Origin of the sequence: Serratia rubidaea (assembly GCF_016026735.1) — a bacterium.
Classification (GTDB): domain Bacteria; phylum Pseudomonadota; class Gammaproteobacteria; order Enterobacterales; family Enterobacteriaceae; genus Serratia_B; species Serratia_B rubidaea.
Genome location: NZ_CP065640.1, coordinates 4,372,914 through 4,392,080, shown reverse-complemented (window position 1 = coordinate 4,392,080; position 19,167 = coordinate 4,372,914). Strand labels below are relative to the sequence as shown.

The 19,167-nt window shown below is 55.4% G+C and carries 27 protein-coding genes and 1 riboswitch; of the genes, 16 read left to right on the top strand and 11 right to left on the bottom strand.

What is annotated here, in order from left to right; genetic code table 11:
• Positions 1–3 precede the first annotated feature (3 nt).
• The 3 genes from astB to I6G83_RS20720 all read left to right on the top strand — a co-directional run bounded on the left by astB (position 4) and on the right by I6G83_RS20720 (position 4,067).
• Positions 4–1,344 carry an N-succinylarginine dihydrolase gene (gene astB / locus I6G83_RS20730; RefSeq protein WP_054307272.1) on the top strand — a complete coding sequence of 447 codons (1,341 nt, stop codon included), beginning with the start codon at positions 4–6 and terminating at the stop codon, positions 1,342–1,344.
• Positions 1,345–1,378: 34 nt separating this feature from the next.
• Positions 1,379–2,362 carry a succinylglutamate desuccinylase gene (gene astE / locus I6G83_RS20725; RefSeq protein WP_054307271.1) on the top strand — a complete coding sequence of 328 codons (984 nt, stop codon included), beginning with the start codon at positions 1,379–1,381 and terminating at the stop codon, positions 2,360–2,362.
• Between the two features lie 625 nt (positions 2,363–2,987).
• On the top strand, positions 2,988–4,067 hold the full coding sequence (locus I6G83_RS20720) for a porin (protein WP_054307270.1): 1,080 nt from the start codon (positions 2,988–2,990) through the stop codon (positions 4,065–4,067).
• A gap of 63 nt (positions 4,068–4,130) precedes the next feature.
• Here the strand turns inward: I6G83_RS20720 and I6G83_RS20715 are convergent, their stop codons facing one another.
• Complete coding sequence (locus I6G83_RS20715) at positions 4,131–4,322, bottom strand: YdfD/YebW family protein (protein WP_054307269.1); 192 nt, start codon at positions 4,320–4,322, stop codon at positions 4,131–4,133.
• Positions 4,323–4,572: 250 nt separating this feature from the next.
• Here I6G83_RS20715 and lysM point away from each other — a divergent pair, with 250 nt between their 5' ends.
• The 3 genes from lysM (at position 4,573) to I6G83_RS20700 (ending at position 5,611) form a co-directional block, all read left to right on the top strand.
• On the top strand, positions 4,573–5,019 hold the full coding sequence (gene lysM, locus I6G83_RS20710) for a peptidoglycan-binding protein LysM (protein ID WP_054307268.1): 447 nt from the start codon (positions 4,573–4,575) through the stop codon (positions 5,017–5,019).
• A 244-nt stretch (positions 5,020–5,263) separates the two neighbouring features.
• Positions 5,264–5,422: a hypothetical protein gene (locus I6G83_RS20705; protein WP_164722741.1), complete on the top strand. Its 159-nt coding sequence runs from the start codon at positions 5,264–5,266 to the stop codon at positions 5,420–5,422.
• Positions 5,423–5,446: 24 nt separating this feature from the next.
• On the top strand, positions 5,447–5,611 hold the full coding sequence (locus tag I6G83_RS20700; protein WP_164844243.1) for a hypothetical protein: 165 nt from the start codon (positions 5,447–5,449) through the stop codon (positions 5,609–5,611).
• An 845-nt stretch (positions 5,612–6,456) separates the two neighbouring features.
• Here I6G83_RS20700 and I6G83_RS20695 read toward each other — a convergent pair.
• Positions 6,457–6,843: a helix-turn-helix domain-containing protein gene (locus tag I6G83_RS20695; protein ID WP_054307267.1), complete on the bottom strand. Its 387-nt coding sequence runs from the start codon at positions 6,841–6,843 to the stop codon at positions 6,457–6,459.
• Between the two features lie 425 nt (positions 6,844–7,268).
• Positions 7,269–7,481 (bottom strand): YccJ family protein, encoded by a 213-nt coding sequence (locus I6G83_RS20690; protein ID WP_054307266.1) that lies wholly within the window; start codon positions 7,479–7,481, stop codon positions 7,269–7,271.
• Between the two features lie 177 nt (positions 7,482–7,658).
• On the opposite strand from I6G83_RS20690, the gene I6G83_RS20685 reads away from it, so the two are divergent.
• Positions 7,659–7,898, top strand: coding sequence for a DUF2766 family protein (locus I6G83_RS20685; protein WP_015672738.1), 240 nt, complete (start codon positions 7,659–7,661; stop codon positions 7,896–7,898).
• Positions 7,899–7,937: 39 nt separating this feature from the next.
• Here I6G83_RS20685 and I6G83_RS20680 read toward each other — a convergent pair whose 3' ends face one another.
• Positions 7,938–8,171: a YobH family protein gene (locus I6G83_RS20680; protein ID WP_015672737.1), complete on the bottom strand. Its 234-nt coding sequence runs from the start codon at positions 8,169–8,171 to the stop codon at positions 7,938–7,940.
• 161 nt (positions 8,172–8,332) lie between these two features.
• Between I6G83_RS20680 and I6G83_RS23755 the strand changes: the two genes are divergently transcribed.
• Together I6G83_RS23755 and I6G83_RS20670 are read left to right on the top strand one after the other, a co-directional pair.
• Positions 8,333–8,491 (top strand): PhoP/PhoQ regulator MgrB, encoded by a 159-nt coding sequence (locus tag I6G83_RS23755; protein WP_071889299.1) that lies wholly within the window; start codon positions 8,333–8,335, stop codon positions 8,489–8,491.
• Positions 8,492–8,582: 91 nt separating this feature from the next.
• On the top strand, positions 8,583–8,861 hold the full coding sequence (locus I6G83_RS20670) for a YebO family protein (RefSeq protein ID WP_054307275.1): 279 nt from the start codon (positions 8,583–8,585) through the stop codon (positions 8,859–8,861).
• 58 nt (positions 8,862–8,919) lie between these two features.
• Here I6G83_RS20670 and fos read toward each other — a convergent pair whose 3' ends face one another.
• Positions 8,920–9,345, bottom strand: a complete 426-nt coding sequence (gene fos / locus I6G83_RS20665; RefSeq protein WP_054307265.1) for a fosfomycin resistance glutathione transferase — start codon at positions 9,343–9,345, stop codon at positions 8,920–8,922.
• Positions 9,346–9,508: 163 nt separating this feature from the next.
• On the opposite strand from fos, the gene I6G83_RS20660 reads away from it, so the two are divergent.
• The 3 genes from I6G83_RS20660 to I6G83_RS20650 all read left to right on the top strand — a co-directional run bounded on the left by I6G83_RS20660 (position 9,509) and on the right by I6G83_RS20650 (position 11,685).
• Positions 9,509–9,823: a phage protein NinX family protein gene (locus tag I6G83_RS20660; RefSeq protein WP_054307264.1), complete on the top strand. Its 315-nt coding sequence runs from the start codon at positions 9,509–9,511 to the stop codon at positions 9,821–9,823.
• Between the two features lie 59 nt (positions 9,824–9,882).
• Positions 9,883–10,119 (top strand): DUF4060 family protein, encoded by a 237-nt coding sequence (locus I6G83_RS20655; RefSeq protein ID WP_015672733.1) that lies wholly within the window; start codon positions 9,883–9,885, stop codon positions 10,117–10,119.
• Between the two features lie 174 nt (positions 10,120–10,293).
• Positions 10,294–11,685 carry an amino acid permease gene (locus I6G83_RS20650; RefSeq protein WP_054307263.1) on the top strand — a complete coding sequence of 464 codons (1,392 nt, stop codon included), beginning with the start codon at positions 10,294–10,296 and terminating at the stop codon, positions 11,683–11,685.
• 36 nt (positions 11,686–11,721) lie between these two features.
• Here I6G83_RS20650 and I6G83_RS20645 read toward each other — a convergent pair whose 3' ends face one another.
• Positions 11,722–12,018 (bottom strand): hypothetical protein, encoded by a 297-nt coding sequence (locus I6G83_RS20645; protein ID WP_054307262.1) that lies wholly within the window; start codon positions 12,016–12,018, stop codon positions 11,722–11,724.
• Positions 12,019–12,205: 187 nt separating this feature from the next.
• Here I6G83_RS20645 and I6G83_RS20640 point away from each other — a divergent pair, with 187 nt between their 5' ends.
• The 3 genes from I6G83_RS20640 (at position 12,206) to cspE (ending at position 14,174) form a co-directional block, all read left to right on the top strand.
• Positions 12,206–13,225 carry an MBL fold metallo-hydrolase gene (locus tag I6G83_RS20640; protein ID WP_054307261.1) on the top strand — a complete coding sequence of 340 codons (1,020 nt, stop codon included), beginning with the start codon at positions 12,206–12,208 and terminating at the stop codon, positions 13,223–13,225.
• Positions 13,226–13,803: 578 nt separating this feature from the next.
• Positions 13,804–13,923: a DUF2627 domain-containing protein gene (locus tag I6G83_RS20635; protein ID WP_071823832.1), complete on the top strand. Its 120-nt coding sequence runs from the start codon at positions 13,804–13,806 to the stop codon at positions 13,921–13,923.
• Positions 13,924–13,964: 41 nt separating this feature from the next.
• The gene (cspE, locus tag I6G83_RS20630) at positions 13,965–14,174 is read left to right on the top strand and encodes a transcription antiterminator/RNA stability regulator CspE (RefSeq protein ID WP_002221949.1); all 210 of its coding nucleotides are present in this window, start codon (positions 13,965–13,967) and stop codon (positions 14,172–14,174) included.
• Positions 14,175–14,229: 55 nt separating this feature from the next.
• On the opposite strand, the gene I6G83_RS20625 is transcribed toward cspE, so the two are convergent.
• On the bottom strand, positions 14,230–14,943 hold the full coding sequence (locus I6G83_RS20625) for a polyphenol oxidase family protein (protein WP_054307620.1): 714 nt from the start codon (positions 14,941–14,943) through the stop codon (positions 14,230–14,232).
• 159 nt (positions 14,944–15,102) lie between these two features.
• On the opposite strand from I6G83_RS20625, the gene rlmA reads away from it, so the two are divergent.
• Complete coding sequence (gene rlmA / locus I6G83_RS20620) at positions 15,103–15,921, top strand: 23S rRNA (guanine(745)-N(1))-methyltransferase (RefSeq protein ID WP_054307619.1); 819 nt, start codon at positions 15,103–15,105, stop codon at positions 15,919–15,921.
• A 61-nt stretch (positions 15,922–15,982) separates the two neighbouring features.
• On the opposite strand, the gene mntP is transcribed toward rlmA, so the two are convergent.
• The 4 genes from mntP to I6G83_RS20600 form a co-directional block, all read right to left on the bottom strand.
• Positions 15,983–16,552, bottom strand: a complete 570-nt coding sequence (gene mntP, locus I6G83_RS20615) for a manganese efflux pump MntP (protein WP_015672724.1) — start codon at positions 16,550–16,552, stop codon at positions 15,983–15,985.
• 12 nt (positions 16,553–16,564) lie between these two features.
• Positions 16,565–16,747: riboswitch (yybP-ykoY riboswitch) on the bottom strand.
• A 205-nt stretch (positions 16,748–16,952) separates the two neighbouring features.
• The gene (locus I6G83_RS20610) at positions 16,953–17,423 is read right to left on the bottom strand and encodes a DUF986 family protein (RefSeq protein ID WP_015672723.1); all 471 of its coding nucleotides are present in this window, start codon (positions 17,421–17,423) and stop codon (positions 16,953–16,955) included.
• A gap of 56 nt (positions 17,424–17,479) precedes the next feature.
• Positions 17,480–18,325: a PTS mannose transporter subunit IID gene (locus I6G83_RS20605; RefSeq protein WP_015672722.1), complete on the bottom strand. Its 846-nt coding sequence runs from the start codon at positions 18,323–18,325 to the stop codon at positions 17,480–17,482.
• A gap of 15 nt (positions 18,326–18,340) precedes the next feature.
• On the bottom strand, positions 18,341–19,141 hold the full coding sequence (locus I6G83_RS20600) for a PTS mannose/fructose/sorbose transporter subunit IIC (protein ID WP_054307618.1): 801 nt from the start codon (positions 19,139–19,141) through the stop codon (positions 18,341–18,343).
• Positions 19,142–19,167: the final 26 nt, after the last annotated feature.

Here is a 19,167-nt window from a genome sequence, read left to right as displayed (position 1 = left end):
GCAATGGCGGGATATGAGGTCAATTTCGACGGTCTGGTGGGGCTGAGCCACCACTATGCGGGATTGTCGTTCGGCAATGAAGCGTCTACGCAGCATCAGAACAGCGTTTCCAACCCCAAGCTGGCGGCTAAACAGGGGCTGCTGAAAATGAAGGCGCTGGCCGATCTTGGCTTCCAGCAGGGCGTGCTGCCGCCGCAGGAGCGTCCGCATCTGCCGACGCTGCGGCGTCTGGGATTCAGCGGCAGCGATGAGGCGGTGCTGGCGCAGGCGCAACGTCACGCGCCGCGCCTGCTGTCGGCGGTAGGATCGGCGTCGTCGATGTGGACCGCCAATGCGGCGACCGTGTCGCCATCGGCCGACAGCGCCGACGGCAAAGTGCATTTCACCCCCGCCAACCTGAATAATAAATTTCACCGGGCGATTGAGGCAGACACCACCGCCGCCGCGCTGCGGGCCATCTTCAGCGATACGCGCCATTTTGTTCATCACGATCCGCTGCCGCAGGTGGCGCTGTTCGGCGATGAGGGTGCGGCCAACCATAATCGTCTGGGGGGCGACTACCAGCGGCGCGGGGTGCAGGTGTTTGTGTACGGGCGGCAGGCGTTTGGCGGCGAGTACGCACCAGAGCGCTACCCCGCACGCCAGACGCGTGAGGCCAGCGAGGCGATCGCCCGTCTGCACCAGTTGGACGAACGGCATACGGTGTTTATTCAGCAGAACCCGGCGGTGATCGATCAGGGGGTGTTTCATAACGACGTGATTGCGGTCAGCAATCAGCAGCTGCTGTTCCATCATCAGCAGGCATTTTTACATCAACAGCAGGCGCTGGATGAACTGCGCCGCAAGATGGCGGCTATCGACAGCGAACTGGTGACGATTGAAGTGCCGACGGCGCGGGTTTCGGTGGCGGATGCGGTGGCAACCTACCTGTTCAACAGCCAGCTGCTGACCAAACCCGACGGCAAGATGATGATTGTGGTGCCGGAGGAGTCGCGCGAGCATGCCGGCGTCTGGGCCTACCTGAATGAGATGGTGAGCGACGGAGGGCCGGTCGACCAGATCCAGGTGTTTGCGCTGCGCGAGAGTATGCGCAACGGCGGCGGCCCGGCCTGTCTGCGGCTGCGGGTGGCGCTGAATGAGACGGAGCTGCGCGCCGTAAATCCGCGGGTGATGATGAACGACCAACTGTTTGCCACGCTGAATGACTGGGTCGATCGCTATTACCGCGACCGTCTGACGGCCGCCGATTTGGCCGATCCGCAGCTGCTGCGTGAAGGACGGGAAGCGCTGGACGCGCTGACCGCCATCATGGGGCTGGGATCGATTTATCCGTTCCAGCAGTGAGCCTGATAACGCAATTTGAACCGATGGGGGAGACATGCTTGATCTATTGGCCGTGACCTTGGCGGGTGAAGTGCCTGCGAAGCAGCAGGGAGAAACGGCGGCGCTGAGCTGGCGCTGGCTGGGGGAAGGGCTGCTGGAGATCTGTCCGCAGCAGGGCTACCAACAGGCGGTGCTGCTTTCCGCCGGTATCCATGGCAATGAAACCGCGCCGATCGAGCTGCTTAACCAGCTGGTCAGCGACGTATTGCACGGCGAGCGACGCTTGGCGGTGCGCTTGCTGGTGGTGCTGGGTAATCCGGCAGCGATGCGCGCCGGCCGGCGCTATCTGCATGCCGATATGAACCGCATGTTTGGCGGGCGCTACCGCGATTTTCCGGCCAGCGGTGAAACGGCGCGTGCGCAGCAGCTGGAGCAGGTGGTCAGCCATTTTTTCCAGCATGAAACGGCCGAGCGCTTCCATTACGATCTGCATACCGCCATCCGTGAGTCGCGCCTGCCGCGCTTTGGCATTTTGCCGTTCCAGACGCGCAGCTATCATCCGCAGCTGCTGACGCTGCTGGATGCGGCGGAGCTGGACGCGCTGGTGGTGCACCGGGCGCCGGGCGGCACCTTCAGCCACTTTACCAGCGAGCATCTGGCAGCAGCCAGCTGTACGCTGGAGTTAGGCAAGGCGCGTCCTTTCGGCCAGAACGATCTGACGCAGTTTGCCGCCATCAATCGCGTGCTGCAGGGGTTGGTCAGCGGAGAGACGCCGTCGCCGCGTCAGGGGCCGGCAATGCGCATTTTCCGCGTGGAGCAGTCGTTGATTAAGCGCCACCAGGACTTTGTGCTGCATCTGAGCGATGATACCGCCAACTTTACCGAGCTGGAGCAGGGGCGTCTGATTAGCGAGCAGGCCGGAGAGGCCTATCGGGTGCAACATGCCAAAGAATGGATCCTGTTTCCCAACCCGCAGGTTGCGCTGGGGTTGCGGGCCGGTATGTTGCTGACGGAGGTTGAACGCAGCACGCTGTTTTAGCCGGCGCTGCGCGCTTATCAATAAGGCCCGGTTCCGGGTCTTATTATAGATTGCCTCAGGTTTAAACTGTCCACGCCACTCGCTGTCAACCACCATCGTAATATCGAGGTCGTTGCTTTCTCTCCGTAAAAATAAAAACTCACGCCTTTTACGCATATTTTATGTCGTCTGTTAACGGCGGCGCGATTTCCTTCGGGGTTTCATATATTGAACCCTTAACGGCTAAAGAAGCTAGATGAATTAAGAAAGTCATAAATGTGAATTAAATAACGCTTTTTGTTATCGTGCTAATAATCACTGTCTTGCGCCTTCTGTCAAGATATTGCGCCAGCTCGCACTTTATTGCACCAAACCGGTGCGTCGCACCATTTTGGTTATAACATATTGTGCAAATTCATTATAAATCATGCCGTTATAAGCTATCTTTATGTAATAAAATGTTACACTAAATCATGCTTTCTCCACGTTATTTTGCGCAGATTTTTATTTGCAGTGGGGATTCATGATGCTAATGTCACATAACCCTTTATTAAGGGGATTTATAAGATATTAAATGATAGCGATCACAGCCCAAAGTATAAATTGGGCGTGAGGGGCAGGGTTTAGCTAAATAAACAGGAAAATAATGATGAAACGCAGTGTATTAACCGCGGCGCTGGCGCTGGGCGCCATCTCCTCATGGACCAATGCGGCAGAAATTTATAATAAAGATGGAAATAAGCTGGATCTTTATGGTCGGGTCAATGCCAAGCACTACTTTATTCATAACGATGAGAGCGGCGGCGATAAGACCTATGTGCGTTTCGGTTTCAAAGGCGAAACGCAGATTAACGACCAGCTGACGGGCTACGGCCAGTGGGAGTACAACGTCCAGGCCAATAACTCAGAGGGCAGCGACGCCAACAACGGCACCAAGACCCGCCTGGGCTTCGCCGGTTTACGCTTCGGCCAATACGGCTCCTTTGACTATGGCCGCAACTACGGCGTGGTTTACGATGCGGAATCCTACACCGATATGCTGCCGGAGTTTGGCGGCGACTCCTACAGCTATACCGACAACTTTATGACCGCCCGCTCCACCGGCCTGGCGACCTACCGTAACCGTGACTTCTTCGGCCTGGTCGAAGGGCTGAACATTGCGCTGCAGTATCAGGGCAAAAATGAAAGCCGCGAGCTGCAGCGGCAGAACGGCGACGGCTATGGCCTGTCGCTGGACTATCAGGATATCGGCGGCAGCGGCATCGGTTTTGCGGCGGCCTATTCGGATTCCAACCGTACCAGTGAGCAGAAGCAGGCAAATTACGGCGGAGGCGACAAGGCCAGCGCCTGGACGACGGCGGTGAAATATGACGCCAACCAGGTGTATCTGGCGGCGATGTATGCCGAAACCCGCAATATGACGCCAATCAGCGTCGGTGGCGTGAAGGGCTTTGCCAACAAGACGCAAAATATTGAGCTGGTGGCGCAGTACCAGTTTGAGAACGGCCTGCGTCCGTCACTGGCCTATGTGCAGTCGAAGGGGAAAGATATTGAAACAATAGGGGATGCCGATCTGGTGAAGTATTTTGATATTGGCGCGACCTATTACTTCAACAAAAATATGTACACCTATGTGGACTATCAGATTAACCAGCTGAGCGATGATAATAAGCTGAAGCTCAGCAACGACGATATCGTGGCGGTCAGCCTGACCTATCGCTTCTGACGGCGCGTCGCGGGAGACAAGAGAGACGTCGGGGCTGCGTATCTGCGCAGTCCCGGTATGGCATCAGAACGCCACATACTCACTGGCGGGCAGCCAGAAACCGTCAATAAAATCTTCCACCGGATAGCAGCCGGCGTGGCGCAGGTTCTGCTCTTTCATCGCCACCAGGCACTGCTGCTCATCACGCAGAATATCCACCATGATCTCGGTGCAGCCGCCGTCCAGATAGCAGACAAACATCACCAGGGCGTACATTGTGCGGTACCTCCTCTGCCGTTATTCGCGCGCTTAACGCTATTGTGGCACGGTTTTTCTGCTTAATCATTAACCCTAATGATGGATTAATCATCTATATGATTAATTTAGGATTACTCTAACCGCCTAATCCATTGGGTTTTATTGAAAATCCATCCGACGATGCTAAGCTTAACGGGTCATTATGTAATGAACGTGGTGCTTACCGCATGCAGCGGCAGAGTATCTCTTTCTCAACTCAGGAGTGAATATGGGATTGTTTAACTTCGTTAAAGAAGCAGGCGAAAAACTGTGGGACACAGTGACCGGTAATGCAGACGCGGCCGATCAGAGCGCTAAACTGAAAGAGCACCTTAACAAGAGCGGCCTGCCGGACACCGATAAGGTGGATGTAAAGGTTGTTGATGGTAAGGCAGTGGTCAGCGGCGACGGCATTTCTCAGGAACTGAAAGAGAAGATCCTGGTGGCCGTGGGTAACGTCGCCGGCATCAGCGGCGTGGAAGACCACATCACCGTCGCCCAGTCAGCGGGTGAAAGCACGTTCTATACCGTGAAAAAAGGCGATACGCTGAGCGCGATCTCGAAAGAGGTGTACGGCGACGCTAACCAGTACAACAAGATTTTCGAAGCTAACAAGCCGATGCTGTCCAGCCCGGACAAAATTTATCCGGGCCAGGTGCTGCGTATTCCGCAGTAATCGTACGTTGAAAGCCCGATCGACGATCGGGCTTTTTTATGTCGAAATGAATTAGTTTTGCTTATTTATTTGTGTTTTTCATAAAACATATGAATATTGAGCGTCTGCATCAACCGGGGTTGGCAGGGATTGTTGACCGAGGGGGGCAAAGTTGATAGCGTCTGCGGGATTCGGGGTTTGAAGTAGGTGAGCAAACGACAGCCTGAGCCTGTACGCCGTGCCATCTCTTCAAGAAAACAACAAAATGCTGAAGACAGAACTCGTGAGACAACGGCGCAATACCCCGCAGGATAAAACCTACCGCGACACCTTGGGTGACGCACAGTTTGCCGTTTTGGTGCTGCTTATTGCATCGGGCGCACTGATTTTTTTCACTTTGGCGGCCACGCTATGGCTGATGTGATTATTTTTAACAACGGGAGAAAAAATGGAGCATGAACTCCATCACGAAACCAAACTGATTGCCATTATCGGGCTGTTGGTTTCCGCTTTGCTGGTGGTATCCATTCTATTTGGCATCACCTATTTTTCCGACCTTAAACACGCCGATGAAAAATTGGATGTTAAAGACTGTTACATCAAAAACCCATAGCTCTCCTTAACGCGCCCTCCGTAGTACGGTAAACATTCTGACCGCATATCGGAGCGAACGATCAAATATTGACGCGTATAAAGTAAGGTTATTCGTCACTGTCGACATCGACAGCGCGTCATTATTATTTTATCGTCTTTAACCCTGTTTTAAGTGAGGGGATAAGCGCTTTGCTCACGGCCAATTTAATGTGGCAAGATGTTTAATGGCTCTCGCTATATATCCGTATCGTCCGGCGTGAAGTTATCCCTGGAGCGGCACTATTTTCTGACGATGTCGCCGCTGGCGCTATCCCGCTACGCTCCCTTTCTTATTGATATCAGTTATTTTTATATAACTTAATATATCAAAATGTTGATTAACGGCGCCGTCGGGTGTGTTATGCCGTTCGCTGTGATTACAGCAATGAATATCATTTGCATCTTTTATTCTTTTTTCGCTTCTTTGATTGATTTATTGTGATCAATGAATCATGTTTGTTAATAAATAGTTTTGTTAGGCTAAATAGTGATCTGAAGCAAGTTATTCTCTGGTGTAGTCGTATAGGATCTTTCCTAGAAAGACCCGGGTTATCAGCCCTTCAGAAAGAAGTAAGAGAGGTAGTATGAGCCAAATACTCTATCGTGCAAGATTATCCCATGTTGTTGTTGCAACGGCGGTGTTTTGGATCTCACTTGCAGCTATGGTAGTAGCTGCGTTTTCTTAAACCAGCAAGCATGATGAAAAAACCCGCCGCGGCGGGTTTTTTTATATCTATTAATTATTGATAGCGCTTTTAATATAATTAACTGGTCGGATGTCGTTCTGATTAATTCACTGGTCGCTCGTTTTCATCTCAGTGCGGATCAGGCCATTTTCTGATGGATAACGTGCAGCGGGGGATCGATCGGCAAATCGACGCTGAGATCCTGACGAAAGTCATAGGGCGTAATATTGAAACGTTTGCGGAACATGTAAGTAAAATGCGATTGCGAGCCGAAGCCGAAATCCAGCGCGATATCGAAAATCGAGGCGTTGCTGCTGCGTAATTGGTAAACCGCCCCCGCCAGACGCCGTTCGCGGATATATTTGCCTAATGAGATCCCGGTCGCTTCTTTAAACAGCTTTTGCATATGCCACAGGGAGTAGCCTGAGTAGTCTGCCAGCTCTTCAAGGTGGATCACCCGGCCAAGATGGGTTTCAACCCACTGACTCAGGGCGCAGACCAGCGAGAGGTGATGTTCTTGTATCATCAGTGCATCTGTGTGGAATCGACATACAGCGAAGTATACACAACTTGCCGTCGCCGACAAAAAACGCCGCGCCTGTATCACATAATCCGACCGCTAACGCTTGTCAGCCGCTAACGAATACCGCTAATCTGATGCACAGCCTGCTGCGCTGGTATCAGGTAGCCCGGCCGCATAGGCACCAGACAGAAAGTCCACCGTACAACGCAGCGTTGATGGGGTGATTACTATGTTAGCGACCATGATTATTACTCTGGTTGTCATTGTTGGCGTGGCCGTGTTTCTGGCGGCGCCGGCGGTGAGAGTGAAGAAAGCGGAAGGTGTGGGAGGTGAAAAACAGTGAGATGCTTGTTGACCGCGTCCGGGAAAGGGCGTTGACGCTCCGCAAAAAAGCCTGGGTATGAAACCCGGGCTTTTTCATTGAGTCATTAGACGTTTTTACGTTCAACCGTCTCTTCGCCCCAATACAGCTGGTCGGCATCGGTTCTGGCGAAGGCCATCTCCAGTGCTTTATCGCTGCCTTCCTCCCAAATCTTTTGCGCCAGCGCTTCATCATTCCCTGCCAGTTCAAAAATCGCTTCGGCGATCTCGACCGAAGTTTCACGCAACGTAGCCCAAGATTTCACGTTGTGGTTGGCCATAATTCATCTCCTGTGTGATGTTGGCTGATGATGCCTACCAGTATAGGTCAAATACGCTGCAGATTTTGATGTCGGATGCGCCGTTTTATTGAAAATTCAGGCTGAAGCGGCTTTGGTGCGGCAAAGCCGCAATCAGCATGATATTCTGTGCGGCGTTTGTTTAAAGAGGAAATGATTATGTCCAATGCGTTAACTCACGATCAGGAAATCGCCTCCGATCTGGTCGCCTGCCAGCTGGTGATTAAGCAGATTCTGGATGTTATTGATGTGATTGCGCCGACCGAGGTGCGCGACAAGATGGCCGGCCAGCTGAAAAGCATTGATTTTTCAACGCATCCGGCAGGCGCCGACCCGGTGACCAAGCGGGCGATTGAAAAAGCCGTTGCCTTGATTGAGCTGAAGTTTAAGCAGGATTAAGCCTGGCCGCCCTGAGCAGGCGGCCGACCGGTGGTGTGCTTAGTCCACCACCGTTTCAATTTTCTTGAACAGCGGACAATCGGAGATGCCGATCACGCCGTTGTCGCCGTGTAAATATTGCGCGGTCGTCACGTTGCGCGCCGTGAGATATTTACACTGTAACCCCAGTCCGCCGACATTTTGTTGGCTGCCGATCAGCACCCCATAGCCGGAAAACAGTAACGCGCCGTACAGCACGGCCACCAGCACCACCAGTTTGATTAACTTACTCATTCTTACTCCTTGCAAATAGGCTGTTGCGATATAGCCACGCCGGAGGGCGGGACGCAACCGTAACATTCTTAAATTCGTACCATCAAGCAGGAAATCTAAACGGCGAGTTAAACTTCGTTTAACTTTCCTGTGATAAACTGCAGGAAGTCAACTGGGTAACAATGAGGCTGCTAAGTTTGTTGCGAAACAAAATTCTGCTGATCGTTGCGACCGTGCTGGCATGCCTGTTTTTTAACCTGCTTGCCCTCGATAGCTATTGTGATCAAGGTGGAAACTTTGCGTTAGGGATCTGTTCGATAACTCGGATTATTCCTTGGTAAAACCTGGGGGAGTGGAGCATACAAGGATGTTTTTGTTCAGCGCGGGAGTGGTAAGATAGCGACTGATATTTAGCTGTAGGTAGGGTTGTTTATGTTTGATGCAGGGTTTTCTCCGTCGCTGCTCTCTTTGGGGATTGCGTTGGTCGCGCTGTTGCTGGGGCTATGGGTATGGTTTTTGGTCAACCGCGCCAGCGTGCGGGCCAACGAGCAGGTGCGCTTATTACAGGAAATCGTCGAACAGCAACAGCAGCAAACGGCGCTGCTGAAGCGGATAGCGCGTCAGTCACGCGGCGAAGCGTTGTCCGCCGGGACCGACGACGACGATCTCGGGCCGGCGATGGAGTTCAAAGATTTTATCCCCGAGCGCTAAGGCGCGTCATCTTTGGTGAGAAGGCGGCAGGACACGGTCGGTTATCTCAGTTTCAGTTTTAACCATCAGCCTTCTCACCACCCTCAAAAAAAGTCATCTCCTGATAGGGATGCCGGCGGCAGGCAGCCAGACGGCTGGCCAGGTCGCCGGCATGCAGCTCCAGCCGGTGGCCGTCAGGATCGAGAAAATAGAGTGATTCGCCTTCGCTGCGGTTGTTTTTCCATTCGTTAACGCCGGCCTGGCGCAAACGGGCGACGCTGGCGGCAAACTCCGCCTGCGGCACGCTGAAGGCATAGTGCGTGTAATCGGCCGAGGGCGCCGCTGTATCGTCCTGCGACAGGCATAACCAAAGGTCGCCGGCGGACAGGTAGGCGCCCTGTCGCCAGCGCGCCATCGGCGTCAGCCCCAGCGTGTGCGCATAAAAGTGAAAACTGCGTTCGATATCGCGAACCGCCAGCGTCAGGTGATTCAGTCCTGTCAGCATGCCATTCTCCGGAAATGTGGTAATCAGTACGGTGTAAATCGCCGTTGACGGTGCGGCGTCGGGTGAAATTCATTAAGACAGGTAATGTAAATCCTGTCTGTCATAAAACTGTCGTCTTACCATCGTAATGTAGCGCCAACCCTACGAAAGATGGATAAAGCCGATGATTAAATGGTACGAAGAAAGCGACGCCGAGGTAAACCGCAGTATTGCATTGATTACCGGAGAAAATCCGGACAAATGGTACCCTTACGGCGGCGTAAAAGGTAAAGACTACTGTAAAAACCCCTCCGATGCCTGGCCGATTATCTACGCCAATAAAATCAGCCTGAATCCTGCCGAACACAGCGACCCGTCACAGTGGCAGGCGCGTATCTCCACCGCCCAAGGTGAGTGGCAGGCGGACAGCAGCAGCCCGCTGCGCGCCGCGATGATCTGTTTTCTGCTGAGCCAGCAGCCGGGCGACGCCTCTAACTAAACGTCATATTAATGTTTTCCATAATCTGACAACGGACCTGTCTGCGGCGGAGGCTGTTTATGAAACGCATTATTAAAGGTGATACCAATCTGTCCCACCTGGTGGTTGCCCACGCGGCCATTGACCGTCATGCCGAAAGCTTCGGCCAGCGCCGCCAGGGCTGGCCCTCGACCTACCTGATTAAATACCAGAACGATCGCGTGGCGGTTGAAGTCGTCACGCGTCGCCAATCCTATGTTGCCACGTTGATGATCGGTGCGCGCACGCTGACGAAACTGTGCAGCCTGCCGGGCTGAACGGGCCGTTTACCCGCCTTATCAGAGTGAAACGTCGCGTCGGGGGCAGCATGCTTCCGGCGCTAATCCTTGATGCACACGGGGTTAAGTGTTAAAAAGCCGCCCGCAGATACAATAATTGATTGGCGAAACTTTGCGCAGTTGCGGCAGGGTCATCAGCCATATGAGGATAAGATGGGCGGTCAGCATCAGGATACCCCGCTAAAACGCGGCTTAAAAAACAGACACATACAACTTATTGCCCTTGGCGGTGCCGTCGGCACCGGCCTGTTTCTCGGCATTGCGCAGACCATTAAAATGGCCGGGCCGTCGGTGCTGCTCGGGTACGCCATCGGCGGTTTTATCGCTTTTCTGATCATGCGGCAGTTAGGTGAAATGGTGGTGGAAGAGCCGGTTGCCGGCTCCTTCAGCCATTTTGCCTATAAATACTGGGGCGAGTTCGCCGGCTTCCTGTCCGGCTGGAACTACTGGGCGATGTTTATCCTGGTGGGGATGGCGGAACTGACCGCCGTCGGCATCTATATTCAATACTGGTGGCCGGAGATCCCGACCTGGGTATCCGCCGCGGTGTTCTTTGTGCTGATCAACCTGATTAATCTGGTGAACGTGCGTATTTATGGCGAAACGGAGTTTTGGTTTGCCATTATTAAAGTCGCCGCCATTATGGGGATGATTTTCTTCGGCGCCTACCTGCTGGCCAGCGGTAGCGGCGGTCCGGAAGCCGGCATTGACAACCTGTGGCTGCAGGGTGGTTTCTTCCCGCACGGCGTGGAAGGGCTGGTGATGGCGATGGCGGTGATCATGTTCTCTTTCGGCGGACTGGAGATGGTGGGGATCACCGCGGCGGAAGCCGCCGACCCGCGCCGCAGCATTCCCAAGGCCACCAACCAGGTGGTGTACCGCATTCTGATCTTTTATATCGGTTCGCTGACCGTGCTGCTGTCGCTTTATCCGTGGGCGAAAGTGGTGGAGGGCGGCAGCCCGTTCGTGATGATCTTCCACGCGCTGGACAGCAACCTGGTGGCGACGCTGCTGAATGTGGTGGTGCTGACGGCGGCGCTGTCGGTGTACAACAGCGGGGTGTATGCCAATAGCCGTATGCTGTTCGGGCTGGCGACGCAGGGCAACGCGCCGAAGGCGCTGACGCGCGTCAATAAGCGCGGCGTACCGATTTTGTCGATTGGCCTGTCGGCGCTGGTGACTTCGATTGGCGTGCTGATTAACTACGTGATGCCGGGTAAAGCCTTTGAACTGCTGATGGCGCTGGTGGTGTCCACGCTGGTGATCAACTGGGTGATGATCTGTCTGGCGCACCTGAAATTCCGCGCGGCGAAAAATCGCCAGGGGGTGATCCCGCACTTCAAGGCGCTGTGGTACCCGTTCGGCAACTATCTGTGCCTGGCGTTTCTGGCGATGATTTTGCTGATCATGTACTGCACCGACGGTATTCGTATTTCCGTACTGCTGATGCCGATCTGGATTGGAGTGCTGTGGCTGGGCTTCACGCTGACGCGTCGTCGCGCTGCGGCCACCGATAATAAAAACGGCGCGCGGCGCATGCCGTAAGCCTGAGGGAGGCGCGCCATGCGCCTCCCGCGTTCGTTAGCGACTGCCGGCGTGCAGGGTGCGTTTGCCCTGCGGATGGCGGCTCGCTCCCAGCATTTTTCTGCACAGCAGGAACAGCGTGGTGATGATATCAATTGCCACGACGCTGACCATCATCAGCCCCAGCACCAAAAAGCTCATCATGGCGCCAGCCAGCAGCACCAGCGGCGTCGGAACGCGCAGGCGACGCAGTTTCATGGCGGCGTACATTTTCCAATACTGTGCCTGCGCCCGCATTGCGCTGCGAATACGCCCCAGACGGCTGCGCGACCGGCGTGATGTTGAACGACCCATAACCTCTCCTTTTCTGATTGTCCCGAACAGTAAAACATAAAGTTCTTAAGAGATACTTAACAGGCTCTTGGCGGCCCTGCAAAACGTACAACGTCTCAGACAACGGGATTGGCGAAAAGGTCGGCCGCGCCGTATGCTATTTCGTCGGGCGTGTTAACGCTGCGGATCTTAACTGCAGGAGCCAGCCGTGAAGCGAACAGCAAACAGAACGAGGGCGGTCAACCGCTACTATGACGCCGAGAAGGCGCATCATACGCCGCATGGGTTCCGCAACCCGGAGCCTTCTCTGCGGCGTGAAGGGGATCTGCGCCGCTGGCAGGATGAGCGCAAGCGGCTGGGGTTGCCGCAGCCGCCGCAGGCCGGCTACCGGCGCTTTGTCGAGCAGTGGTGGCAACCGGCGGACCTGGGCGGCGACCATGACGGCGTCTGGTGGCTGGGGCATGCGGCGCTGCTGTTGCGCCTGTCCGGGCGTTATATCCTGATCGACCCGGCGCTGTCGCAGCGGGCATCGCCGCTGAGTTTCTACGGTCCGCAGCGGAAAACGCCGGCGCCGCTGTCGGTGGCGCAGCTGCCGCAGCTGGATATGCTGCTGATCTCCCACAATCATTATGACCACCTTGACCGGCGCACGGTGCGGCAGCTGGCGCAGCGCTTCCCGCAGGCAACCGTGGTGGTGCCGCTCGGTCTGAAGCGCTGGTTTCGCCGCTACCGGTTTGCCCGGGTTGAAGAACTTGACTGGTGGGACAGCCTGACGCTGGGAGAGATAACGCTGCATGCCGTGCCGGCGCGGCACTGGAGCATGCGCTCTTTGTGGGATCGTAACCGCTCGCTATGGTGCGGCTGGGTGATTCATCACCCGGCGCTGCGCTTCTATTTTTCCGGCGACAGCGGTTATTCCGAGCGTTTGGCGGAGATTGGCCGGCGGCTGGGGCCGTTCGATCTGGCGGCGCTGCCGATTGGCGCTTATGCGCCGCGCTGGTTTATGCAAGAACAGCATATGGATCCGCAGCAGTCGGTGACGCTGTACCAGCAATTGGGGGCGCCACGCGCCATTCCGATGCATTGGGGCGTCTTTGAGCTGGCGGACGAGTCGCTGGATGAGCCGCCCGAGCAGCTGAGGCAGGCGCTGCAGGCGGCCGGCGTTGAGCCGGACGGCTTCCGGCCGATTAAGATCGGCGCGCAGATTACGCTGCCTACGGGCCGATAATGATTCCGTCGGCGGGGTCATACCCGGCGGCGTTAATTAGGCGTCTGGCGTTTGTTGCTCGGAATAAATAAGCGTTATTTGCCTCATGCTGGGGCAAAGGATTTATTTTGGTGCAACGCTATTTTTCACTGTAAGAATAATGGCGTTTGTCGCTGTTTTTTAAATAGGTAACGGCGATGCATTTTATCACCGTGGGGCGGTTTTCGCATGGCGGCGGCGCGGGCCAATGGTCAGAGGAGTTACCGGGCGCGGGCGATAGATAAATGCCGCATATCAAATTCCATAAATATTCAAAAATATTTAATCTTCCGGCAAGAAATGGCGTCATCCTGTACGGCGATCGCGCGCAGGCGGAACGAAAGTTTTGTTAAATTCCCGATGGGGCGGGGAGCACAGGGCATGCGCGCTACAGAGCAGAAAAGAGGAAAAGCTTCAACATATTTTAGCGTGTTCAGCCCGTTGTCGCGGTCGACCGTTTCAATTATGTGCGACGCGTCCATCAGTGATTAAAAATGGCTTGCCATTGCATACAGAGTATGTGATAACGCAATTGGGTAAAACGAGGTACAGTTCTGTATATGTGTGGCATTTCTATCAGTAAAGAAGTTCTGAGTAAAGACGTTAACGTTGAATACCGCTTCTCTGCCGATCCTTATCTTAGTGCCTCAAGCAGTAACGACTCTAGTTTGTCTATGTAACGCCTACGGGCGGTTTAAACAATCCAAAGGAAATACTCAAGATGGCAAAGATCAAAGGTCAAGTTAAGTGGTTCAACGAGTCTAAAGGTTTCGGTTTCATCACCCCGGCTGACGGCAGCAAAGACGTGTTCGTACACTTCTCTGCAATCCAGGGTAACGGCTTCAAAACCCTGGCTGAAGGCCAGAACGTTGAGTTCGAAATCCAGGATGGCCAGAAAGGTCCATCAGCAGTAAACGTTACTGCTATCTAATCAGCGTCAGCTGTAAAAAAGCCCGCCAGCGTGCGGGCTTTTTCGTTTCTGTCTCTCAGGGATTGATCATGACGGCGGCGTACTGATTACGCCCCTTGATATCGGGATGCTGCGGATCCCGCGCGCGGCGGTGGCTGTTGCGGCGGAAACTGGTGTATTTAAAACGCTGTGGCTGCTGCGGGTCGTCGTTTAGTGTACAGATGGTGCAGCTGCCGGCGCGATCGACGGCGGCAAAACCCAGCGCCGTCAGTTTATCCTGCGCGATGGCGGCCAGATCCAGGTGGCGAAAACGCGGGCTGATCAGCGCGGGCGGCTGCGGCAGACGGCGCTGAAACTGCTCCACCAGCTCCTCGTTGACTTCATAACAGCAGGGGCCGGCCGCCGGCCCGATGGCTGCCACCCAGTTGGCGGTCGTATCATCCTGCGCGATACGCTGCGCCAGTTGCTCCAGAATACCGTCCAGCAGGCCGCGCCAGCCGGCATGCACGGCGGCGATTGCCGTGCCGTCGCGGCGGCTGAATATCACCGGCAGGCAGTCTGCGGTCAATACGCTGAGCAAAATACCCGGCTGCGTGGTGTAAAAGCCGTCCGCTTCGCCGCAGGGCTGGCCCGGCCGCAGCACATCCACGATGCGCGTGCCGTGCACCTGTTTTTTCTCGGGCAGCGTGGCGCGGTAGGGCTGCAGCGGAGCGGGCATCAATGCGCTTTTGTTGCCAAAGCCGTGCTGAATGGCCGGGATGCTGCTGAGCAGCGCGGAATAATCGGTCATGGTCTGATAACAATCCGTAGTGGGAAACCTGACGAGCAGTGTAGCGGGCTTGTTCCCGCTTTGGCTAGCGCCGGCTGCACGTCGGGCGCCGGCGCGCCTTGCATCAACACCCGGGCTTATTTAGACTAGCCGCGCCGTATCTCTCTGGAAGCCAAACCCATGTCTTATCTTTGCCCGTTGTGCCAGTCGCCGCTTGAGTTCAGCCAGCAGCAGTGGCGTTGTGAAAATAACCATCAGTTCGATCGTGCAAAGGAAGGCTACGTCAATCTGTTGCCGGTACAGCACAAGCGTTCGAAGCAGCCTGGCGACAGTGCGGAGATGATGCAGGCGCGGCGCGCCTTCCTTGAGGGGGCGTTTTATCAGCCGCTGCGCCAGCGGGTGGCCGAGCTGCTGGATAATGCGCTCGGCGCCGATGCGCAGGCGCTGTTGGATATCGGCTGCGGCGAAGGCTATTACACCGCCGCGGTGGCCGAACGGCTGCGTCAGCAGCGCCAGATGGCGGTCTACGGGCTGGACGTGGCCAAGGTCGCCATTCGCTATGCCGCCAAGCGTTACCCTGAGGTGGCGTTCTGCGTGGCGTCCAGCCATCGCCTGCCGTTTGCCGATGGGTCTCTGGATGCGGTATTGCGCATTTATGCGCCCTGTAAGGCGGCCGAACTGGCGCGGGTGGTGCGACCGGGTGGGGTGGTTGTGACGGTGTCACCGGGGCCGCGTCATCTGTATCAGCTGAAAGCGCAGGTTTATCAACAGGTTCAGTTGCATGATGAGCATGACGAGGTGCTGAGCGGTTTTCACCGTGAGCACAGCGAGCGGTTGGCGTATGCGATGACGCTGCCCGGCGAGCAGGCGGCGAATCTGCTGCAGATGACGCCGTTTGCCTGGCGCGCCTCGCCGGAGGTGCAGCAGCGTCTGGCGGCCAGTTCGGCCTTTGACTGCGAGACGGATTTTGCCATCAGTTTGTACCGCCGTCAGGCGTAGGCGGGGCGAAAAAAAGGGCTGAACAGCGTTCAGCCCTTAATAATCTCGCTGGCTGCGGCTATCAGGACAGGTAGCCCAGATGGTCCAGCAGAATATTCACGCCGATGCCAATCAGCACCAGGCCACCGAGAATTTCGGCGCGTTTGCCCAGCAGCGGGCCGATAAAGCGGCCGATCATCATCCCCAGCGTGGCCATAATCATGGTGGCGCAGCCGATCGCCATGGCGGTATGCACGATATTCACCTGCAGGAAGGCCAGGCCAACGCCGATGGCCATAGCGTCGAGGCTGGTGGCGATGGCGGTGGCGACCAGCAGCCAGAAGCCGTGGCGTTTGACCTTTTCAACCTCGTCCGGGCGGTTGCGCACCCCTTCAACGATCATGCGCATGCCGAGGATAAACAGCAGCCCAAAGGCGACCCAGTGATCCCACTCCATAATGTATTGGCTGGCCAGCAGGCCCAGCGCCCAGCCGATTAGTGGGGTGATGGCTTCAATAACGCCGAAGATAAGACCGGTGCGGAGTGCTTCGCGAAAACGCGGTTGATGCAGACTGGCGCCTTTGCCGATAGACGCAGCAAACGCATCCATAGACATGCCGAAAGCGAGGATTAAAGTAGCGGATAGATTCATGTGAAATAGTCTCGGCCGGGCGGCTCCATATACACGTAACCCACCCCCAACCAAACGACGGAGTTACGTGCCTATGGTCTCGCCAACCTGACTCTGGCTGCCCGCACCACGTTTCAGACGACAAAACGAGTATGTTGATACGGGCGTTTCTGATTTTCGTTAATCAGAAACCGGCTACTCCCCAATGACGGGCGCAACCTTACCATATTATTTTTGCCAAAGACAACGTTTAATTCCTGTGGGTATTTGATGAAAGTGATAATTGTTTTCATTAAATATTTTCAGGCGAAATATAAAACAGATAGTGATGCCGTTATTGTGGAAATAATAAGCGAAAAATCGGCGACGTAGTGGTTAAATTAGCCATCCCCGTCGCCTGATTTGATGTATTGCAAGTGAGTTATAATTTAATTTTTTGATTTTCAACAAAAAATTCATAAATCTTTTGCAGGTCGTCTAACTGGGCGACCTGAATCAATAAGCGCCGCTGTTCCAACGCAATCACCAGAATGCCGTCTTCGGTTAAATTCATTGCCTTGATGCGGGAATAGGCAATAAAGGCATTGGCATAAAAGAAGCCCTGCGTTTTAAATAGCAGCGTCGGCCAGCGAATATAAGCAAGATATATGGCAACCAGCGCCAAAGCGATTAATAACCAGCTGGTCAGTGGTGAACCCTGACTGACCAGATTGCGGTACAGCAAAATAGCCAGCAGCGCGACAAAAATCAGGCTGTCGATGCGGCTGCGGCGTTTGAGTTTTACCTTGAGCAGCGTCGGGCCTTGACGCCTGTCCTGAATGAATTCGTCATACACGGCGTACAGCAACAGTAAAACGATAAACAGCGCGATGGCGATATCCGTCAGCGACATCTTAAACTCCCTAACAGCAAAAAGCCGGGGGCAGGCCCCCGGCATATAACGGTGGTTTATTCACCCAGCAGGCCGATCCAGTAGCCGAAGATGCCGATGACAAAGAACCCCAGAATGATCCACAGCGCATTGACCTTTTTACGCAGCAGCCACATACAGCCGAAGGTCAGCAGCAGCGGGATCAGGCCCGGCATCAGCTGGTCGAGAATGGTCTGCACCGTGGTGACGGTGGTATGCCCGGTCTGGTCGGTGATTTTTGACACCACCAGCGGAATGTTGACGTGCGTCCACTTGTTGACCAGCGCCCCCATGACAAACAGGCCGAGAATCGACGCCCCCTCCGTCAGTTTCTGCAGGAAGCCGCCGCCCATATCGTTAACGATATCGGCGCCTTTACGGTAGCCGTAGGCCACGCCGTAGTAACGCACCAGCATCCGCACCAGGTTAAACAGCACGAAGAACAGAATCGGCCCCAGCAGGCTGCCGGTCAGGGCGATGCCGGCGCCCAGCGCGGCGAACACCGGCCGCATGGTGCCCCAGAAGATCGGATCGCCGACGCCGGCCAGCGGCCCCATCAGCCCGACCTTGATGCCGTTGATGGCGGCGTCATCGATAGGGGCGCCGTTAGCGCGCTGTTCTTCCATCGCCAGCGTGACCCCGAGGATCGGCGCGGCGACGTAAGGGTGGGTGTTAAAAAATTCCAGGTGGCGTTTGATCGCCTGTTTGCGCTGGTCGTTGTTTTCCGGGTACAGGCGGCGGATTGCCGGCACCATGGAGAAGCAGAAGCCCAGCGCCTGCATACGTTCGAAGTTCCACGATCCCTGAAACAGGTTAGAGCGGATAAATACGCCGCGAACGTCGGCCGGCGTCAGTTTCTTTTGAGCTGTAGTGGTATCAACCATTTCTCTCACCTATTCCTAGTCCAGTTCGTTATCAAGGTCGTTCGAGCGGGCGGGACCGCCCTGAACCACCTGCGGCTTGTTATATTTAGGGCTGAGCTGGATATACAGCACGGCCATCACCACGCCGATAACCCCCAGCGCCACCAGGTTGAAGTCGGTAAAGGCGGCGGTAACGAAGCCGGCGTAGAAGAACGGCATCAGATAGCCGGCGCGCATCATATTGATCACCATGGCGTAACCAACCACGACGATCATGCCGCCGGCGATATTCAGGCCGGAGGTCACCACTTCCGGGATGGAGTTCAGCAGCGCGTGCACCCCGGCGGTGCCGACGGAAACCGCGACGATCACGGCCGGAATGGCGATACGCATCGCCTGCAACAGCAGGGCGGAGACGTGCAGCCAACTGATGGCGCGCAGGCTGCCGCGTTCGGCCGCGCTGTCCGCCGCGTGCTGGAAGGCGACGGTCAGCGTACGCACGATAATGGTTAATACCTGGCCCGCCGCAGCCAGCGGAATAGCCAGCGCGATACCGGCGCCGACGCTCTGCCCGCCGGCGATAACCAGAATGGTGGAAATAATGGAGGCCAGTGCCGCATCGGGCGCCACCGCGGCGCCGATGTTCATCCAGCCGAGGGCGATCATTTCCAGCGTACCGCCGATAATAATGCCGGTTTTCATATCGCCGAGGATAAAGCCGATCAGGGTACAGGCGACCAGGGGACGGTGGAACTGGAACTCATCCAGTACGGAGCCCATGCCGGCAATACAGGCAACGATAAATATCAGTACAATCTGAAGCGTGGTTATCTCCATTGCACTTCTCCTATTGACCAAGAGCG

Bases quoted from the DNA above. Each gene is read 5' to 3' on its own strand.
- astB (WP_054307272.1), top strand. From the start codon at position 4: ATGGCGGGATATGAGGTCAATTTCGACGGTCTGGTGGGGCTGAGCCAC.
- astE (WP_054307271.1), top strand. From the start codon at position 1,379: ATGCTTGATCTATTGGCCGTGACCTTGGCGGGTGAAGTGCCTGCGAAG.
- I6G83_RS20720 (WP_054307270.1), top strand. From the start codon at position 2,988: ATGATGAAACGCAGTGTATTAACCGCGGCGCTGGCGCTGGGCGCCATC.
- I6G83_RS20715 (WP_054307269.1), bottom strand. From the start codon at position 4,322: ATGTACGCCCTGGTGATGTTTGTCTGCTATCTGGACGGCGGCTGCACC.
- lysM (WP_054307268.1), top strand. From the start codon at position 4,573: ATGGGATTGTTTAACTTCGTTAAAGAAGCAGGCGAAAAACTGTGGGAC.
- I6G83_RS20705 (WP_164722741.1), top strand. From the start codon at position 5,264: ATGCTGAAGACAGAACTCGTGAGACAACGGCGCAATACCCCGCAGGAT.
- I6G83_RS20700 (WP_164844243.1), top strand. From the start codon at position 5,447: ATGGAGCATGAACTCCATCACGAAACCAAACTGATTGCCATTATCGGG.
- I6G83_RS20695 (WP_054307267.1), bottom strand. From the start codon at position 6,843: ATGATACAAGAACATCACCTCTCGCTGGTCTGCGCCCTGAGTCAGTGG.
- I6G83_RS20690 (WP_054307266.1), bottom strand. From the start codon at position 7,481: ATGGCCAACCACAACGTGAAATCTTGGGCTACGTTGCGTGAAACTTCG.
- I6G83_RS20685 (WP_015672738.1), top strand. From the start codon at position 7,659: ATGTCCAATGCGTTAACTCACGATCAGGAAATCGCCTCCGATCTGGTC.
- I6G83_RS20680 (WP_015672737.1), bottom strand. From the start codon at position 8,171: ATGAGTAAGTTAATCAAACTGGTGGTGCTGGTGGCCGTGCTGTACGGC.
- I6G83_RS23755 (WP_071889299.1), top strand. From the start codon at position 8,333: ATGAGGCTGCTAAGTTTGTTGCGAAACAAAATTCTGCTGATCGTTGCG.
- I6G83_RS20670 (WP_054307275.1), top strand. From the start codon at position 8,583: ATGTTTGATGCAGGGTTTTCTCCGTCGCTGCTCTCTTTGGGGATTGCG.
- fos (WP_054307265.1), bottom strand. From the start codon at position 9,345: ATGCTGACAGGACTGAATCACCTGACGCTGGCGGTTCGCGATATCGAA.
- I6G83_RS20660 (WP_054307264.1), top strand. From the start codon at position 9,509: ATGATTAAATGGTACGAAGAAAGCGACGCCGAGGTAAACCGCAGTATT.
- I6G83_RS20655 (WP_015672733.1), top strand. From the start codon at position 9,883: ATGAAACGCATTATTAAAGGTGATACCAATCTGTCCCACCTGGTGGTT.
- I6G83_RS20650 (WP_054307263.1), top strand. From the start codon at position 10,294: ATGGGCGGTCAGCATCAGGATACCCCGCTAAAACGCGGCTTAAAAAAC.
- I6G83_RS20645 (WP_054307262.1), bottom strand. From the start codon at position 12,018: ATGGGTCGTTCAACATCACGCCGGTCGCGCAGCCGTCTGGGGCGTATT.
- I6G83_RS20635 (WP_071823832.1), top strand. From the start codon at position 13,804: ATGTGTGGCATTTCTATCAGTAAAGAAGTTCTGAGTAAAGACGTTAAC.
- cspE (WP_002221949.1), top strand. From the start codon at position 13,965: ATGGCAAAGATCAAAGGTCAAGTTAAGTGGTTCAACGAGTCTAAAGGT.
- I6G83_RS20625 (WP_054307620.1), bottom strand. From the start codon at position 14,943: ATGACCGATTATTCCGCGCTGCTCAGCAGCATCCCGGCCATTCAGCAC.
- rlmA (WP_054307619.1), top strand. From the start codon at position 15,103: ATGTCTTATCTTTGCCCGTTGTGCCAGTCGCCGCTTGAGTTCAGCCAG.
- mntP (WP_015672724.1), bottom strand. From the start codon at position 16,552: ATGAATCTATCCGCTACTTTAATCCTCGCTTTCGGCATGTCTATGGAT.
- I6G83_RS20610 (WP_015672723.1), bottom strand. From the start codon at position 17,423: ATGTCGCTGACGGATATCGCCATCGCGCTGTTTATCGTTTTACTGTTG.
- I6G83_RS20605 (WP_015672722.1), bottom strand. From the start codon at position 18,325: ATGGTTGATACCACTACAGCTCAAAAGAAACTGACGCCGGCCGACGTT.
- I6G83_RS20600 (WP_054307618.1), bottom strand. From the start codon at position 19,141: ATGGAGATAACCACGCTTCAGATTGTACTGATATTTATCGTTGCCTGT.